Source organism: Nocardia higoensis, from assembly GCF_015477835.1.
Taxonomy (GTDB): Bacteria; Actinomycetota; Actinomycetes; order Mycobacteriales; family Mycobacteriaceae; genus Nocardia; species Nocardia higoensis_A.
This window is the reverse complement of sequence record NZ_JADLQN010000004.1, coordinates 339597-354288: the sequence shown is the minus strand read 5'-3', so window position 1 is coordinate 354288 and position 14692 is coordinate 339597. Positions and strand designations below refer to the sequence as shown.

Genomic DNA, 14692 nt, shown 5'->3' with positions numbered 1-14692 from the left:
CAGCCTAGTGCGGACGGTGCCCCGCGCTCGGCCGCGCACGCGACGTGCGCCCAGGCCGCGGCGAGCGCCGACCGGCCGCACCGTTCAACCGGTGCGCTCGACGTAGTCCGCACCCTCCAGCCGCACCCTTGCCGCGGTCTCGGCCGTCTCCGCCCAGGCCAGCAACCGGCCCGCACCGTATCGGGGTTCGTGGTACCCGTGGCTCGTCCGAACGATCCGTACCCCCGGCCGGTCCAGCCAGCGCGCGATCAGCGCCACCTCCTCCGGTGACGCGCCCAGCAACGGGGGCCCGACCCATTCGATCTCGTCGCACCCACCTCCTCGGCCCGCCCCGCCTCCCTGGCCGGGGGCGCCCCGCTCGGCCGGCCCGTCGGCCACGGCCGATGTGTCGGCATGCCCGGCGGCCGCGGCGGGCGAGGGGCGCCGGTCGGGCGCGACCTCGGGAGCCACCGGCCCGGCAGCGCCGCCCACGGGCGATTCCGGCAGACCCGAGGACCCCCGCGCAGCGAACAGCCCTGGCGGGGCGGTGGGGACGCGGCGTCCATCGGGGACCACGGTTTCGGCGGCTGCGACGAGGTGTTCGACGACGGGCATCGGGGGTGTGCCGCGGCGGGCGACGCCTGCGGCGGCAAGCCTGCCGTGGCGGATCACGGCGAATTCCCAGCCGCCCGCGCCGTCGGGATGCGCCGCGACCAGTTCGGCGATGCGAGTCAGCGCGGCCAGGCGTTGAATGCGGCGCAGGGCGCGGATGACGGCGGCGGCGCGGTCGCGCAGGCGAGCGGCGGTCTCGAAGTGCTCTGCGCGAGAATGGACTTCGATGCGGTCCAGCATGGCGGTGAGCACGGTGTCGTCGCGGCCCGCGATCAGATCACGGACGGCGGCGGGCCTCGGCGCGTATTCGGCGGCGGTCAGGGGCATTTCACGATCGCGCGCGGCCGGGCAGCCGCCGACCACGGCCGGCGGGCAGTCGTGGGCGGCCGTGCGGGCGAGCCGGGTCGAGCAGGTACGCAAGCCGGCGTGCTCGGCCAGGGTCGCGGCGATGTCGGCCGCGTCGGTCCGGGAACGGAAGGGGCCCAGCGCGTCCGGCGTGGGCGTGCGCACCACGGCGAAGCGAGGGAACGCCTCCTCGGTGAGTGTGATCCACCAAGCGCGCGCGGGGAATTTGGAACGCCGGTTGTACGGAGGGGCGTGCGCGGCGAGCAGGCGCAGTTCGCGCACCCCGGCTTCGAGGCCGTGCGCGCACACGACGTGGTCGACCCGCGTCGCGAGCGCGACCATCTCCTTCATCCGGACGCGGGTCTCCGATCCGGTGAAGTAGGTGCGCACGCGACGACGCAGATTCACCGCCGTCCCTATATAGAGGACTTCGTCGGCGGGACCGCGAAACAGGTACACCCCCGGCTCGGCGGGCAGTCCGGTGGCGAAGACACGTTTGGCGCGCTGCCCCGAGGTGACGTCGGGCAGGTAGTCGAGCAACTCGGTCAGGCTGTGCACACCCTGATTGCCGACCCGGGCGATGAGGGCGTGCAGCACGTCGACGGTGGCGCGGGCGTCGTCGAGGGCGCGGTGAGTCGGCTGGGTGGTCGCGCCGAGCAGATGAGCCAGCGCCGACAGCCGCACCGATGGCGCCTCGTCGCGCCCGAGCACGCGCCGGGCCAGCTTCACCGTGCACAGCACCGGGGCATTCGGCCACGGCAGCTCGCTGCGCGCGGCCGCCGCGCGCAGGAAGGCGGTGTCGAAGCGGGCGTTGTGAGCCACCAGCACCGCGCCCGCCGCGAACTCGAGGAACGCGGGCAACACCGCCTCGATGCGCGGCGCGGCACAGACCAGGGCGGTGGTGATGCCGGTGATCCGCACGACCTCCGGCGGGATCGCCCGGCCCGGGTCGACCAGGGTGGCGAATTCGCCCAGCACCTCGCCGCCGCGCACCTTGACCGCGCCGATCTCGGTGATGGCATCTCCCTCGGGGCTGGTACCGGTGGTTTCCAGGTCGACGACCACGAAAGTGGTGTCGTAGAGCGGGGTGTCCAGCTCGTCGAAGGCCAGCTGCCGGGCGGCGGCGAGAGGTTCGGAGTCGGGCACGGCGGTCAGAGTAGGACCTTCCCCCGACAACTCCGCCAACACTGCCAACACTGCCAACGCCGACAACACCGCCAACACCGCCGATATCGCAACGTCGACACCTGCCGCCCGGCGTCGATGCGCCACCGAGCAACATCGGCAAGATCTGCGGGTAACTCGGCACCAGGCAATTCGCCACGGAATTCACGGCGCATTTCGCGGCCGAAATCCAAGAGATGATCTAGAAACACCTATAGTGTGGCGCAGGTTACATTTGCACGGGAAAACTATTATTGTCCGGCACGGCGACCTCCCCGCACGAAGCAGAAACCGACCGGCCGGGCCGAACAACCACAGAGTTGTACGATCGTCCACAACGTCTCCCGACACACGCCCCTCGACAGCCTGCCCACCTGCACATATGCCGACAATCAAGCGAGTCGTACGATCGCTCCCAGGAGCGCGAGACCAGCGAAACCACCGGGACGAAACGGACAGTGAAACGGTTCTGTAACTGTTCCGTGATTGTTGTGAGATCTATCGCAGATTTTCCTGCGACACATTCGGCAAACGCGCGTTCGACAGCGGAGCGGCTTTACAAACTTCCGTGATCGGTTCGTAATCGTTTCGATACCTCACGGAGTTCGTCGCACCGAGCCGGTGCGTTCGTCGCAGTCCGCCGCACCACCGGGTGTGGCGTCGTGGGGCAGATTGGAAGTAACCGCAACATGGCGACCAACACCGTCAAACGGCAGGCGCGGCGTGCCGTTGCCGCCGGAGCGATCGGCGCTGCCACCATCGGCGCGTTCCTCCTTCCCGCGACGGCCTCGGCCCAACCACTGACCATCCCGGGCGTCGGCACTTTCGAGGTGCCCAACGAGATCCCGATCCCGCCGGGAATCCCTGCCGTCCCCGGCATCGCGCCGGGCCCCGGCGCGCCGTTCGCGCCGCCGTTCGTCGCGCCGCAGAAGGCCCTCGGCGAGGTGGCCCTGGATGCCGCACTGTCCAAGGTCGGTTCTCCTTACGTCTACGGCGCCGCGGGCCCGAACGCCTTCGACTGCTCGGGTCTGGTCCAGTGGGCCTACCGCCAGGCGGGCAGGGAACTACCGCGCACCAGCGGCGCACAGCTGGCCTCCGGCGCCCCGGTCTCGCTGAACGACCTGCGCCCCGGCGACGTGGTCTCCTTCTACGGCGGCGGCCACTCCGGTCTGTACGCGGGCAACGGCAATGTCGTGCACGCGGCCAGCGCCGGCTCCCCGGTGCATGTCGCGCCGATCTCGTCGATGCCCTTCGCGGGCGCGCGCCGGTACTGAGTCTCCGGACCGCGACACCGGCGACCGGCGCGGCGGCCCGTGTCCACCTGGACACGGGCCGCCGCCGTTTCGTAATCTAATCGAGACCGAACGGAGTGCGGACCGGTGACCTTCGCCGGACCCGAGCGCTTCGGCAACGAAGGAGCACGTCGGGCTGTGGCAGTCGATCAGCGCACCTATCGCACCAAGCGCCTGCTCTGCGGCGTATTCGCCGCGAGTGTCCTGGCCACCGGAGTGTCCGCCGGGTCCCCCGCCCTCGCCGATCCGGTGATGATGCCCGGCACCGCGAGCGAGGCGGTGCAGAAGATGATCGAGCTCTCCCGCCAGTCCGAGCAGCTCAACGAGCAAGCGCTCGGCGCGCAGGAGGACTTCGACGCCAAGCTCGCCGTCCAGCAGGCCGCCGACGCCGAACTCGCCACGCGCACCGCGGTGGTCGAGGCAGCCCGCGCGGAGGTCCGCGCCTTCCAGCCCGTCATCGACCGCACCGCCATCGCCGCCTACCAGGGCGTGCGCACCAACCGCATGTTCGCGGTACTGGTCAGCGACTCACCGCAGCAGATGCTGGACCGGATGTCCACGATGGACATGCTCGCCACGCAGACCACCGACGAACTGCGCCGGTTCAAGAAGGCCGACGACGCGGCCACGGCCGCCGAGAACACCGCCCGTGCCGCCGCCGACGCCGCCCATGAGGCAGCGCGCAAGGCCGACGAGGTGCGCGCCGATCTCGAGCACAAGCGCAGCGAACTCGCGGGCGCCATCGCCCAGGTCGTTCAGGCGTGGGGCGCGCTGTCGGCGGCGGACCGCTCGGCGCTGGCCGGTTCACCCTTCCCTCCCGGCTTCGACCGCGACACCCTGCTGCAGGGCCTTGTCCCCGGCAGTGGCACCAGCGCGCTGGCCGCCGGTCTCACCCGGGTCGGCGATCCGTATGTCTGGGGCGCCACCGGCCCGAACCAGTTCGACTGCTCGGGCCTGGTGCAGTGGGCGTTCAGACAGGTCGGCAAGAACGTGCCGCGCACCAGTTCGGCGCAGGCGAACTACGGCACTCCGGTGGACAAGGACGATCTCCAGCCCGGCGACGTCGTGTTCTTCTACCCCGAGGTCTCCCACGTCGGCATCTACGCCGGCAACGGGATGATGCTGCACGCGTCGACCTTCGGTGTGCCGGTGGCGGTCGCCCCGATGGGCTCCACGCCCTATCACTCCGCGCGGCGGTACTGACGTCGACGTGACAGACCGTCACCCTCTCGGTCCTCCGGCCGCTGCTCGCGATCGGGGGCAGTTCCTGTTCACGGTGGCGGTGATCGCGCTGCTGACCGTCTCCGGCTGTGCGCTGATCCGCCTGCTCCCCGAAACCGCCACGCCGCTCGCGGACGCGGATCTCGCGGGCACCGCACACCTGGAACCCGCGCGCCGGATCATGGCACCGTTCGGCGAGCTGCGCGAGATCCGGCCGCCGGACACCGAAGCCGTCGTCCTCGCTCATCCGGGCGACGAGGCGCTCGCCGACCGGCTGGCCGCCGAACTGCCCGCGGCCCTGTCCGCCGTGGCAGGCTTCTGGGATACCGGCGACACCGCGTGGACCCGCGCCGTCGTGGTGGTCGTCGCCGCCGACCGCGCCGAGTTCGCCGCCCTCCTGCGTCCACCCCGACTCGCCACGGGCCCGGAGACCGACACCGATCCGGGCGCGGGCGGCGATGCGGGCAGCATCACGAGCGGAAGCAGCCGAGCGGACAGCGACGAAACGGCCGCCGCCGCGACGACCGCCGACATCGCGGCCGCCGCGTTCTCCGACCCGTTCGTCTTCGGCACTCCCCCGACGGGCCGGCGAGTGGTCTTCGCCCCCGATGCGGGCGCACGCCTGACCCCGGACCAGCTACGCACCCTGCTGCGCCACGAACTCACCCACCTCGCCACCCGCGCGCACACCGCGGCAGACGCCCCGCAATGGCTGGCCGAGGGCTTCGCCGACTACGTCGCCCATCGCGGTCTCGGTCACACCTTCGCCGAGATCGCCCCGACCGTACGCGCCGCCGCCCGGTCGGGTGCCCTGCCCGACGCGCTGCCCGCCGACGCCGCGTTCAGCGGACCCGGCGCGGTCGAGGCGTACGAACAGGCGTGGACGATCTGCGCGTTCGTCGCCGCCACCTACGACGAACCACGACTGCTCCAGCTGTACCGCGCCCTCGCCGGGAACGGCCGTGCGGACGAGGACCGGCTGCTGCGCGAGGTACTCGGTACCGACCGCGCGAGCCTCGTCGGCCGGTGGCGTTCCTGGATCGCGGACCGCTCGGGCTAGCGCGACCACGACAGCGCGGGCTATCCGCCGCCGAGTAGGTTGTCCGTATGGCCCGAACTCTGCTGGTTACCAACGATTTCCCGCCCCGGCCGGGTGGTATCCAGTCGTATCTGCAGGCACTCGCCGGGCAGCTGCCCCCGGAGGATCTGGTGGTCTACGCACCCCGCTGGCGCGGCGATTCACACGTGAAGTTCGACGCGGGCCAGAAGTTCCGGGTGGTCCGCCATCCCACCACGCTCATGCTGCCGACCCCCGCCGTCGCCCGCCGCGCCGCCCGCCTCCTGCGCGAGGAGAAGTGCGACACCGTCTGGTTCGGCGCCGCCGCGCCGCTGGCTCTGCTCACCCCGGGACTGCGCCGCGCGGGCGCCGAACGGGTGCTGGCCAGCACCCACGGTCACGAGGTCGGCTGGTCGATGCTGCCCGGCGCGCGGCAGGCTCTGCGGGTGATCGGCGAGAACACCGACGTGGTCACCTATGTCAGCAAGTACACCCGCGGCCGGTTCGCCTCCGCGTTCGGCGCGAACGCCGCGCTCGAGTACCTGCCCCCGGGGGTCGATCCCGAGGTCTTCCGTCCCGATCCGGCCGCACGCGCGCACCTGCGCGACCGTTACGGGCTGGGCGAGCGCCCGACGATCCTGTGCCTGTCCCGGCTGGTACCGCGCAAGGGCCAGGACGCGTTGATCGTGGCCATGCGCGAGATCCGTACCCGGATCGACGGCGCGGTGCTGGTGATCGCGGGCGGCGGCCCCTACGAAGAGAAGCTGCGGGGGCTCGCGCAGGCACTGGAGGTGTCCGGCGACGTCGTGTTCACCGGGCGGGTGCCCTCGGCCGAACTGGCCGCGCACCACACCATCGCCGACGTGTTCGCCATGCCCGCCCGCACCAGGGGCGCGGGCCTGGATGTCGAGGGCTTGGGCATCGTCTACCTGGAAGCCTCGGCCACCGGTGTCCCGGTGATCGCGGGGTGTTCCGGTGGCGCACCGGAAACAGTGCGTGAGGGCGAGACCGGCCACGTGGTGGACGGCAGACGGGTGGATCAGATCGCCGACGCGGTGGTGTCCGTCCTGTCCGATCGCGACGCCGCCGCCGCGATGGGCGCGACAGGCCGGGCCTGGGTGCGAGAGCACTGGCACTGGGACGCCATCGGCGCACGGTTGCGCGAACTCCTGCGCTGATACCGGCGTGCCACGTCGGCGTCGATACAGACGTGCCACGTCGGCGCCGATACAGACGTGCCACGTCCGGGGCACGGACGCATCCATTACGCTCAGCGGAGTGAGCAGCATTCAGGTCGCCGACCAGACGTTCGTCGTCGCCTCCGGCGCTGCCGTCGCCGAGGTGCTGGCCGATCGGAGCCGGTGGCGCCGGTGGTGGCCGGACCTTCAGCTCGAGGTACGCGAAGACCGCGGCGACAAGGGCATCCGTTGGATCGTGCGCGGTCCGCTGACCGGCACGATGGAGGTGTGGCTGGAACCGTCGCTGGACGGGGTCATCCTGCACTACTTCCTGCACGGCGAACCCGAGCCGCCCCAGACCCTCGCGCCCCGCGCGGCGGCCGCCGCCGATCGGGCCAGGCGGGTAGCGGGCAAGAGGATGTCGTTCGAGGTCAAGGCACTGCTCGAAGCCGGGCGCCCGGCGGGCGTCACTCCTGCCGCCTGACCCGTCCACACTCGGAGCCACCCCAGCAACGTCGCCGGAAAGGAACCGCTGAACCCCATGGCCGACCGGACCCAGAGGTCGATCCTCATCGAGGCACCCGCCGAGCGGGTGATGGCTGTCATCGCCGATCTGGAGTCCTATCCGGAGTGGGTGGCGGCGGCCAAGTCCGTCGAGGTCCTCGACCGGGGCGCCGACGGACTGGCCCGCACCGCGCGCTTCGTGCTCGACGCCGGAGTCGTCAAGGACACCTATGTGCTGTCCTACGCGTGGCGGACCGACGAACGGGCGGTGACCTGGCGGCTGGTCGAAGGCGAGTTGCAGAAGGCCCAGGACGGCAGCTACGTGCTGCTGGAGAGATCCGGCGGCTTCACCGAGGTGATCTATGAGCTGACCGTCGATCTGAACATCCCGATGATCGGCATGTTCAAGCGCAAGGCCGAGAAGGTCATCACCGACACGGCCCTCAAGGAACTGAAGAAACGGGCCGAAGGCTGACGGCCGCGCACCACGGGCCGCGGCGCACCCGGCTCGAACTGTTCGTCGGCAAGGGCGGTGTCGGCAAGACCACCCTCGCCTGCGCGGGCGCGTTGTCCTACGCGCGTGCCGGGGAGGACGTGCTGCTGGCCTCGCTGGACCAGGCGCACTCGCTGGGCGATGTCCTCGGTTTCCGGTTCCCGCACGACCCGGGCACGGTCGCCGGTATCGCGCGAGTGGCGCCGGGGCTGGACGTCATCGAGCTCGATTCGCTCGCCCTCCTCGAGGACCGCTTCGCCGAGGTGACCACGATGCTGTCCGCGGGCGGCTCGCACAGCCACGCCTTCGGTATCGATCCCGCCGCGCTCGATCCCGCCGAGCTGACCGGCCTGCCGGGCGTGCAGGAACTGCTCATGCTCACCGAACTGGCCGCGCTCGCCGAGGACGCCGACTGGAGCGTGCTGGTCGTGGACTGCCCGCCCTCGGCCGACATGCTGCGCATCGTCACCGCCCCGCAGACCCTGCTCGACTATCTCGAACGCCTGTGGCCGCCGCACGCACGCGCCATGAGCGTCAGCGGCTTCGATCCACGGCGCGCCGTGCTCGCCGCAACCGTCGAACGGATCGTGACCGCGGTGACCCGGGTGCGCGACCTGCTCGCCGATCACGAGCGCACCGCCCTGCGCCTGGTCACCGCTGCCGAGCGGGTCGCCGTCGCCGAGACCCGCCGGGTCCGTTCGGCCGCCGCCCTACTCGGCCTGCGATTGGACGCGGTACTGGTGAACAAGGCCCTGCCCGCGACGCCGGCCCCCGCCGGTCCGCTGGAAGCCGCCCATCCGGCCGTGCACTGGTACCGCAACCGCCGCGCCGATCAACAGGCCGTCATCGCCGAACTGCGCGCGGAACTCGACGACGTGGCGGTGCTGGTGTCCGCGGACACGGGCACCGAACCGGTCGGCCCCGACGCGCTCGCGGCCCTGGCTCCGTCGTCATGGCACTCCGACTCCGACGACGCACCGACGACGCGGACGGCACACCGGGACAGCGGCCAGGTGCGGGCCACCGATCCGACCCGTGGCGGCCGGAATGGCGAATCCGCGGGCGATGACGCACCGACGCGTGTCGACGTGCGTTCCGGGGAGCCGGTGGTTCGATGGGAGTCCGGCACCGGGCTGGACTCGGTGTACGCGTTGTGGATGCGGCTGCCCGTCGTCGATCCGGCGACGCTGCGACTGGGACGAGTGGAGGACGATTTGATCGTGGGAGCGGACGGGGTGCGGCGCCGGGTGCGCCTGGCCCCGGTGTTGCGTCGATGCACGGTCTTCGACGCCGAGCTGGACACCGGCTGCCTGGTGGTGCGATTCCACCCCGACCCGGCCCTGTGGCCGGCGAGCACGGAAGGCCGCTGACGTGCCCCGACCCTCCGCACACGAACACCAGCCGGATGCTTTCGCCGAATTCGCCGCGGAACTGCGCATGCTCGCCGAGACCGTCCTGGAGCGGGTGGAACCGGCTCTGCGCAGCGCCGCCGACGACCGACCCGAGTGGTCGAGTTGCAGCTGGTGCCCGGTCTGCGCGACCGCCGCCCTGCTCCGCGGCGAACACCACGACGTGCTGACCGCGATCGCCGACCACGGCACCGCCATCGTCACCGTCCTGCGCGAAGCACTGGCGGGCGCGCCCGTCGAGCCGGTCCTGCCCACCGACGCCCCCGCGGGTCCGCACACCCACCGCGACTCGCACACCCACCGCGACTCGCACGTCCGCACCGGCACCGCCCCGTCCGCGAACCCACACGCCACGTCGGATCCCACCCCCGCGAAGGCAGCGGGCACCACCGAAAGTCCTGGCGCGACAGCGGAATCCGGCACCACGGCAGACCCCGGCACCACACACGAGGACACCACCACCCGCGACGCGGGCGCCGACGGCGGACGCGGCGACCGGACGGGCGGGATCGGCGACCCGACCCGATCATCCCGACGCTCGGCATCGACCCGCAAGCGCTCCGGCTACACCGACATCCCCGTGACGATCAGGACCTGACGTGACGGGCGCTCCCCTGACCGTCGGCATCGATGTCGGCGGCACCAACATTCGCGCGTCCGTGGTCGACGCGGGCGGACAGGTCCTCGACACCGTCCAGTCCCCTACGCCGCACAGCGCCCGCGCGCTCGAGGACGCCTTGGCCCGCGCGGTGCGGGAACTGTGCGCGCGCCACCCGATCGCCGCGGTGGGCCTCGCGGTCGCCGGTTTCGTCAACGAACACCGCGACACCGTCCGGTTCGCCCCGCACCTGCCCTGGCGCGACGCCCCTGTCGCACAGCAGTTGACCGAACGGCTCGGCCTGCCGGTCATCCTCGAGCACGACGCCAATGCCGCCGCGTGGGCCGAGTACCGGTTCGGCGCCGCGGCGGGCGGACACAATGTCGTGCTGGTCGCGATCGGCACCGGGATCGGCGCGGCGCTGCTCGTCGACGGCACGCTCTATCGCGGAACCCACGGCGTGGCCCCGGAACTCGGCCACCTGCAAGTGGTCCCGAACGGCCGCAGCTGCGCATGCGGCAAGCGCGGCTGCTGGGAGCGCTACTGCAGCGGCACCGCCCTCGCCGAGACCGCGATCGAGATGCTGGCCACCGATCCGTCCGAGTCGACACTGCTGGCAGCCGAGGTCGCCGCCGAACCGGGCGCGCTCACCGGTCGGCGGGTGGCGGGCGCGGCGCAGGACGACGACCCGGTAGCGGTGGCGGCGGTCGCCGATTTCGGCCGGTGGCTCGGTCTGGGTCTGGCTTTCGTCAGCGACATCTTCGATCCGGATCTGATCGTGGTCGCCGGCGGGGTGAGCAGTTCGGCGCCACTGTTCCTCGACGAGGCGCGCGAAGAGTACGCCCGCTCGGTCACCGGCGCCGGACACCGTCCGCTGGCACGCATCAGGACCACGCAATTGGGTGAGGCGGCCGGCGAGATCGGCGCCGCCGAACTCGCCAGAGCCGCGATTTCCCGGACCGGTTCGGCGTCGACGAGATCGCCTCGCGGACAATAGCCGCAGCGCGCCCGCAACCCGCCGGTAACCGCATTGTGACCAGACCGGCGCGGTGCGGCGCGGCGAATCCGCATCACCGCAACCTCCGTGGTTGGATGAGTACTCCGACCAGCGGTAAAGTCGCATAGGTCGCACGTCTGCCACCCACCGATCCCGGTCCCCTGGGGGAAGGATGTCATGTTCTACTGGCTTCTGAAATTCGCGCTGCTGGGGCCTTTCATCCACGCCTACAACCGCCCGACCGTGGAAGGCCTGGAAAATATTCCGGCCGACGGCCCGGCGATCATGGCGGGTAATCATCTTTCTTTCGCCGACTGGCTTTTCGCTCCCCTGTTGAGCCCGCGCCGGATCAACTACCTGGCCAAGGCCGAGTACTTCACCACCCCCGGGATCAAGGGGCGTCTGCAGAAGTTCTTCTTCAGCGGCACCGGCCAATACCCCATCGACCGCAGCGGCGCCGACGCCGCCGAGGACGCGCTCAACGCCGCCCGCAAGTTGCTCGACCAGGGCAGGCTGGTCGGCCTCTACCCGGAGGGCACCCGCTCGCCCGACGGCCGCCTCTACAAGGGCAAGACGGGTATGGCGCGACTGGCGCTGGAGACCGGCGTGCCGGTCGTCCCGGTCGCGGTCATCGGCACCGACAAGGTGTCCCCGCCCGGACCGTTCCGCTGGCGCAGGCACAAGGTGACCGTGAAATTCGGCGCCCCGATCGATTTCTCGCGCTACGAGGGCATGGCGGGGAATCGATTCGTCGAGCGCGCCGTCACCGATGAGGTGATGTACGAATTGATGCGTTTGAGCGGCCAGGAATACGTCGACGTCTACGCACACAGTCTCAAGGGCACTCCGTCGGGTTCCCGGCCGGAAGCCACCCGGATCCCGGATTCCGCGGCGAGCTGAGCGACTTTCATCGAAAGGCTCCGGCCCCCATGGGGTTCGGAGCCTTTTTCGTTTCCGCACAGCGGGCTCGTCCCGGTGTATACCGGGCTGCACGCGCGATGACCTTGCTCACAACGCAAGCCGACCACAAGATCTTCTTCAGGTCCGCCCGCCACACTTCCCGGCATGTTCAAGAAATTGCTGGCCGCCGCGGGTGTCGGCGGGGCCGAGGTCGAGACCGAATTGTTCACCCCCGGAGTGCAGCCCGGCGGCGTGGTCGAGGGAACGATCCGGCTGCGCGGCGGGCGCGTCGCTCAGGACGTGGAGTACATCGCCGTGAAGTTCGTGACCCGCGTCGAGCAGGAGTACGAGGACCACGAGGGCCTGAGCGATGTCGGCTTCGCCCCGGTGGGGGTGACCGGCCCGTTCCATCTGCCCGCCGAGGCCGAGATGTCGTTCCGGTTCGCCGCCCGCGCGCCGATGGAAACCCCCATTACGTTCTACAACGGCAGGCACCTGCCCGGCACCGTGGTCTCGCTGCGCACCGAAGTCGGCATCCGCGGCGCGGTCGACGCGGGCGACACCGACCCGATCGGCGTCGGCGCGCTCCCGGCGCAGCACATCGTGCTGGAAGCCGTGGAGCGTCTGGGTTTCCACCTGCGCAGCGCCGACGTCGAGCAGGGCCGGGTGCACAACACCCCGCAGACGCTGCCCTTCTATCAGGAGATCGAGTTCGCGGGCTCGCCGCACTACCCGAGCCTGAACCAGCTCGAGGTCACGTTCATCGCCACCGAGACCGGGATGAGTGTGGTCTTCGAAGCGGACAAGCGCGGCAATTTCTTCACCGAGGGACGGGATGTGTTCGACGCGCTGTGGATGGAACACCACCGCCTCGACGGCATCGACTGGGCCGGTGAGATCCACCACCGGATCGCGCGTCTGGCCTCCTGAGCGCTGTCCCGGATTCGAGTGCGCACAACTCGCGCGGCTGTGGTTAAGTTTTGACCCATGAGCACGTCGCAGTCTGTCTCCACCGAAGAATATCTACCTCGTGACACCGCGGATGTCGTTCGCACTGTTCGGGATTCGCGGGTGCGCGCCGAAGGTCTCACGGTCGTCGGTGGCGAGGTCCTCGATGAGGGACTGCAGGTGCCAGATCACCGCGCGGTGGTGTCGCTGCGCAGGATGAACGCCGTACTGGATATCAACCTGGGTCGCAAGACCGTCCGGGTGCAGGCGGGGGCGAAGCTCTCCGAGATCGACCGCAGGCTCGGCGCGCACGGCCTCGGCCTGCCGATCGTCGGCGACCACCGGGACATCACCGCGGGCGGATTCGCCTCCGTCGGCGGTGTCTCCAGCGCTTCGCACCGCCACGGCCTGTTCATCGACCAGGTCGTCGATCTGGAGTACGTCGATCCGGACGGGCGCATCGGCACCTGCGGGCGCGATCACCACACCGAGCGCTTCCACCGCATCCTCGGCGCGGGTGGCCGGGCGGGCATCATCACCGCGTTGACGCTGGACACCATCGAGGTCGACAAGGACCACACCTGGCTCACCACCGACGCCCACCGGTTCCTGGACTTCGACTCCTTCGTCGAGCACGCCCAGAGCGAGATCTCCCGGCCCGGCAACGCCGCGCTGCAGGTGGGCCGCTGGGTCGACACCCAGCCGCTCAAGGTCGCGCGTCCGGTCGGAACCGGCCACGTGCAACTGGGCACGGTCCGCTTCGGCCAGTGGTCGAGTCTGTTCCCGACCGCGCCGACCCGCTCGTTGAAGGCCCGGCGCGACGTCGGCACCCGCGCCCGTAAGGGCCTGGGCGCCATCGCCTCGCACGCCAGCGGGCGCGCGGGCATGCCGGTGCGCAACGCCGCGGCGGGCGCGCTGATGTTCGCACCGAAGGTGCTCACCCTGCGCGACGCGGAATACCTCGCCGACACGGTCATCAGCTCCTCCGAGCGCGGCCCGGCCTACCGCGTGGGCATCTTCGCTCCGATGTCGACCTACTCCTCGGTCTTCTACCGGCTGCACGATCTGTTCTCCGGGCATCGCGAGCGCACCGGCTGCTTCACCGTCATCTCGGCGATGACCTATGGCGTGCGCTCGAACTACCTGCGCGCCGAGGCCGCCGCGCGCAACCTGCCGCACGAGGACCACGGCCTGATCACCTTCACCTGCCGCCTGCGCCCCTCGGCGCTGCCCTCGGAACTGCTGCGCGACATCGTGTCGAGCATCGACGAGATCTGCGCCTCCGAGCGCGCCCTGCGCTACGAATCGGCGCAGTAGACAGAGCGACGCCCGAAGGCCGGATGCGTTGGCGGACGCATTCGGCCTTCGCCGTCTTCGGCAGTCCCCACGAGGCGGGCATTCCACTCCGGCGGCCACCCGCGACACCGAAAGCCTGCCCGGGACGAGCGCCCCCGTGCGGACGAGCGCACCCCTGTGGAAACACAGCAGCGCCCCCACCCGTACGGGTGGGGGCGCTGCTGTCGCTGTGTCTCGTGTGGGCTACCGGAGCAGCCCGCCGAGAGTCCGGCTCAGTGCTTCTCGGGGCCGAGGTGGTACTCGAACACCAGCCCGCCGGCCGCGACGACGACAGCCACGACACCGACGGCGATCAGCCACGGCTCGAAGAAGGCCAGACCCAGGGCCGCGATCGAACCCGCGCCGGCCAGCAGGATGGGCCAGAAGCTGCCCGGCGAGAAGAAGCCGAGGTCACCGGCGCCGTCGACGATCTCCGCGTCCTCGTAGTCCTCCGGACGCAGGTCCAGGCGACGGGCGACGAACCGGAAGTAGGTGCCGACGATCAACGACAGACCCGCGGTCAGCACGATGGCGGTGGTGCCCGCCCATTCGATGCCGGTACGCGACTGTGCGGTGAAGAAGCCGTAGACGACGGAGACGATGATGAAGAACACCGTCAACAGTTCGAAGATGCGTGCTTCGATCCTCATGTCAGATCAA

General features: G+C 70.6%; 14 protein-coding genes. 12 read left to right on the top strand and 2 right to left on the bottom strand.

From position 1 onward, the window contains the following. Positions 1 to 84 precede the first annotated feature (84 nt). A complete protein-coding gene (locus IU449_RS22250) occupies positions 85 to 2082 on the bottom strand; it encodes a DEDD exonuclease domain-containing protein (protein WP_195004043.1) in 1998 nt (665 codons plus the stop codon). 707 nt (positions 2083 to 2789) lie between these two features. On the opposite strand from IU449_RS22250, the gene IU449_RS22245 reads away from it, so the two are divergent. The 12 genes from IU449_RS22245 to IU449_RS22190 all read left to right on the top strand — a co-directional run bounded on the left by IU449_RS22245 (position 2790) and on the right by IU449_RS22190 (position 14014). Continuing rightward, the gene (locus IU449_RS22245) at positions 2790 to 3374 is read left to right on the top strand and encodes a C40 family peptidase (RefSeq protein WP_195004042.1); all 585 of its coding nucleotides are present in this window, start codon (positions 2790 to 2792) and stop codon (positions 3372 to 3374) included. A gap of 156 nt (positions 3375 to 3530) precedes the next feature. Then, positions 3531 to 4595, top strand: a complete 1065-nt coding sequence (locus tag IU449_RS22240) for an NlpC/P60 family protein (RefSeq protein WP_195004041.1) — start codon at positions 3531 to 3533, stop codon at positions 4593 to 4595. 7 nt (positions 4596 to 4602) lie between these two features. Then, entirely contained in the window at positions 4603 to 5673 is a 1071-nt protein-coding gene (locus IU449_RS22235; RefSeq protein WP_195004040.1) for a peptidase MA family metallohydrolase, read from the top strand. Between the two features lie 47 nt (positions 5674 to 5720). Beyond that, complete coding sequence (locus IU449_RS22230) at positions 5721 to 6848, top strand: glycosyltransferase family 4 protein (RefSeq protein ID WP_195004039.1); 1128 nt, start codon at positions 5721 to 5723, stop codon at positions 6846 to 6848. Between the two features lie 100 nt (positions 6849 to 6948). Further along, positions 6949 to 7332: a polyketide cyclase / dehydrase and lipid transport gene (locus IU449_RS22225; protein ID WP_195004038.1), complete on the top strand. Its 384-nt coding sequence runs from the start codon at positions 6949 to 6951 to the stop codon at positions 7330 to 7332. 57 nt (positions 7333 to 7389) lie between these two features. Then, positions 7390 to 7827, top strand: a complete 438-nt coding sequence (locus IU449_RS22220) for an SRPBCC family protein (RefSeq protein ID WP_195004037.1) — start codon at positions 7390 to 7392, stop codon at positions 7825 to 7827. Between the two features lie 38 nt (positions 7828 to 7865). Continuing rightward, a complete protein-coding gene (locus IU449_RS22215) occupies positions 7866 to 9215 on the top strand; it encodes an ArsA family ATPase (protein ID WP_195004137.1) in 1350 nt (449 codons plus the stop codon). A 1-nt stretch (position 9216) separates the two neighbouring features. After that, positions 9217 to 9852: a hypothetical protein gene (locus IU449_RS29210; RefSeq protein ID WP_228805476.1), complete on the top strand. Its 636-nt coding sequence runs from the start codon at positions 9217 to 9219 to the stop codon at positions 9850 to 9852. A gap of 1 nt (position 9853) precedes the next feature. Beyond that, positions 9854 to 10849 (top strand): ROK family protein, encoded by a 996-nt coding sequence (locus IU449_RS22205; RefSeq protein ID WP_195004036.1) that lies wholly within the window; start codon positions 9854 to 9856, stop codon positions 10847 to 10849. Between the two features lie 177 nt (positions 10850 to 11026). Then, positions 11027 to 11749, top strand: a complete 723-nt coding sequence (locus IU449_RS22200; protein WP_195004035.1) for a lysophospholipid acyltransferase family protein — start codon at positions 11027 to 11029, stop codon at positions 11747 to 11749. A 165-nt stretch (positions 11750 to 11914) separates the two neighbouring features. Then, positions 11915 to 12679, top strand: coding sequence for a sporulation protein (locus tag IU449_RS22195; RefSeq protein ID WP_195004034.1), 765 nt, complete (start codon positions 11915 to 11917; stop codon positions 12677 to 12679). A 57-nt stretch (positions 12680 to 12736) separates the two neighbouring features. After that, complete coding sequence (locus tag IU449_RS22190; RefSeq protein WP_195004033.1) at positions 12737 to 14014, top strand: FAD-binding oxidoreductase; 1278 nt, start codon at positions 12737 to 12739, stop codon at positions 14012 to 14014. Positions 14015 to 14265: 251 nt separating this feature from the next. Here IU449_RS22190 and IU449_RS22185 read toward each other — a convergent pair whose 3' ends face one another. Further along, positions 14266 to 14682, bottom strand: a complete 417-nt coding sequence (locus IU449_RS22185; RefSeq protein ID WP_195004032.1) for a cytochrome c oxidase subunit 4 — start codon at positions 14680 to 14682, stop codon at positions 14266 to 14268. Between the last annotated feature and the right edge of the window lie 10 nt (positions 14683 to 14692).

What these genes read in the sequence shown, in the direction of transcription:
- IU449_RS22245 (WP_195004042.1), top strand. Translation starts at nt 2,790, where the DNA reads ATGGCGACCAACACCGTCAAACGGCAGGCGCGGCGTGCCGTTGCCGCC.
- IU449_RS22220 (WP_195004037.1), top strand. Translation starts at nt 7,390, where the DNA reads ATGGCCGACCGGACCCAGAGGTCGATCCTCATCGAGGCACCCGCCGAG.
- IU449_RS22190 (WP_195004033.1), top strand. Translation starts at nt 12,737, where the DNA reads ATGAGCACGTCGCAGTCTGTCTCCACCGAAGAATATCTACCTCGTGAC.
- IU449_RS22200 (WP_195004035.1), top strand. Translation starts at nt 11,027, where the DNA reads ATGTTCTACTGGCTTCTGAAATTCGCGCTGCTGGGGCCTTTCATCCAC.
- IU449_RS22195 (WP_195004034.1), top strand. Translation starts at nt 11,915, where the DNA reads ATGTTCAAGAAATTGCTGGCCGCCGCGGGTGTCGGCGGGGCCGAGGTC.
- IU449_RS22185 (WP_195004032.1), bottom strand. Translation starts at nt 14,682, where the DNA reads ATGAGGATCGAAGCACGCATCTTCGAACTGTTGACGGTGTTCTTCATC.
- IU449_RS22230 (WP_195004039.1), top strand. Translation starts at nt 5,721, where the DNA reads ATGGCCCGAACTCTGCTGGTTACCAACGATTTCCCGCCCCGGCCGGGT.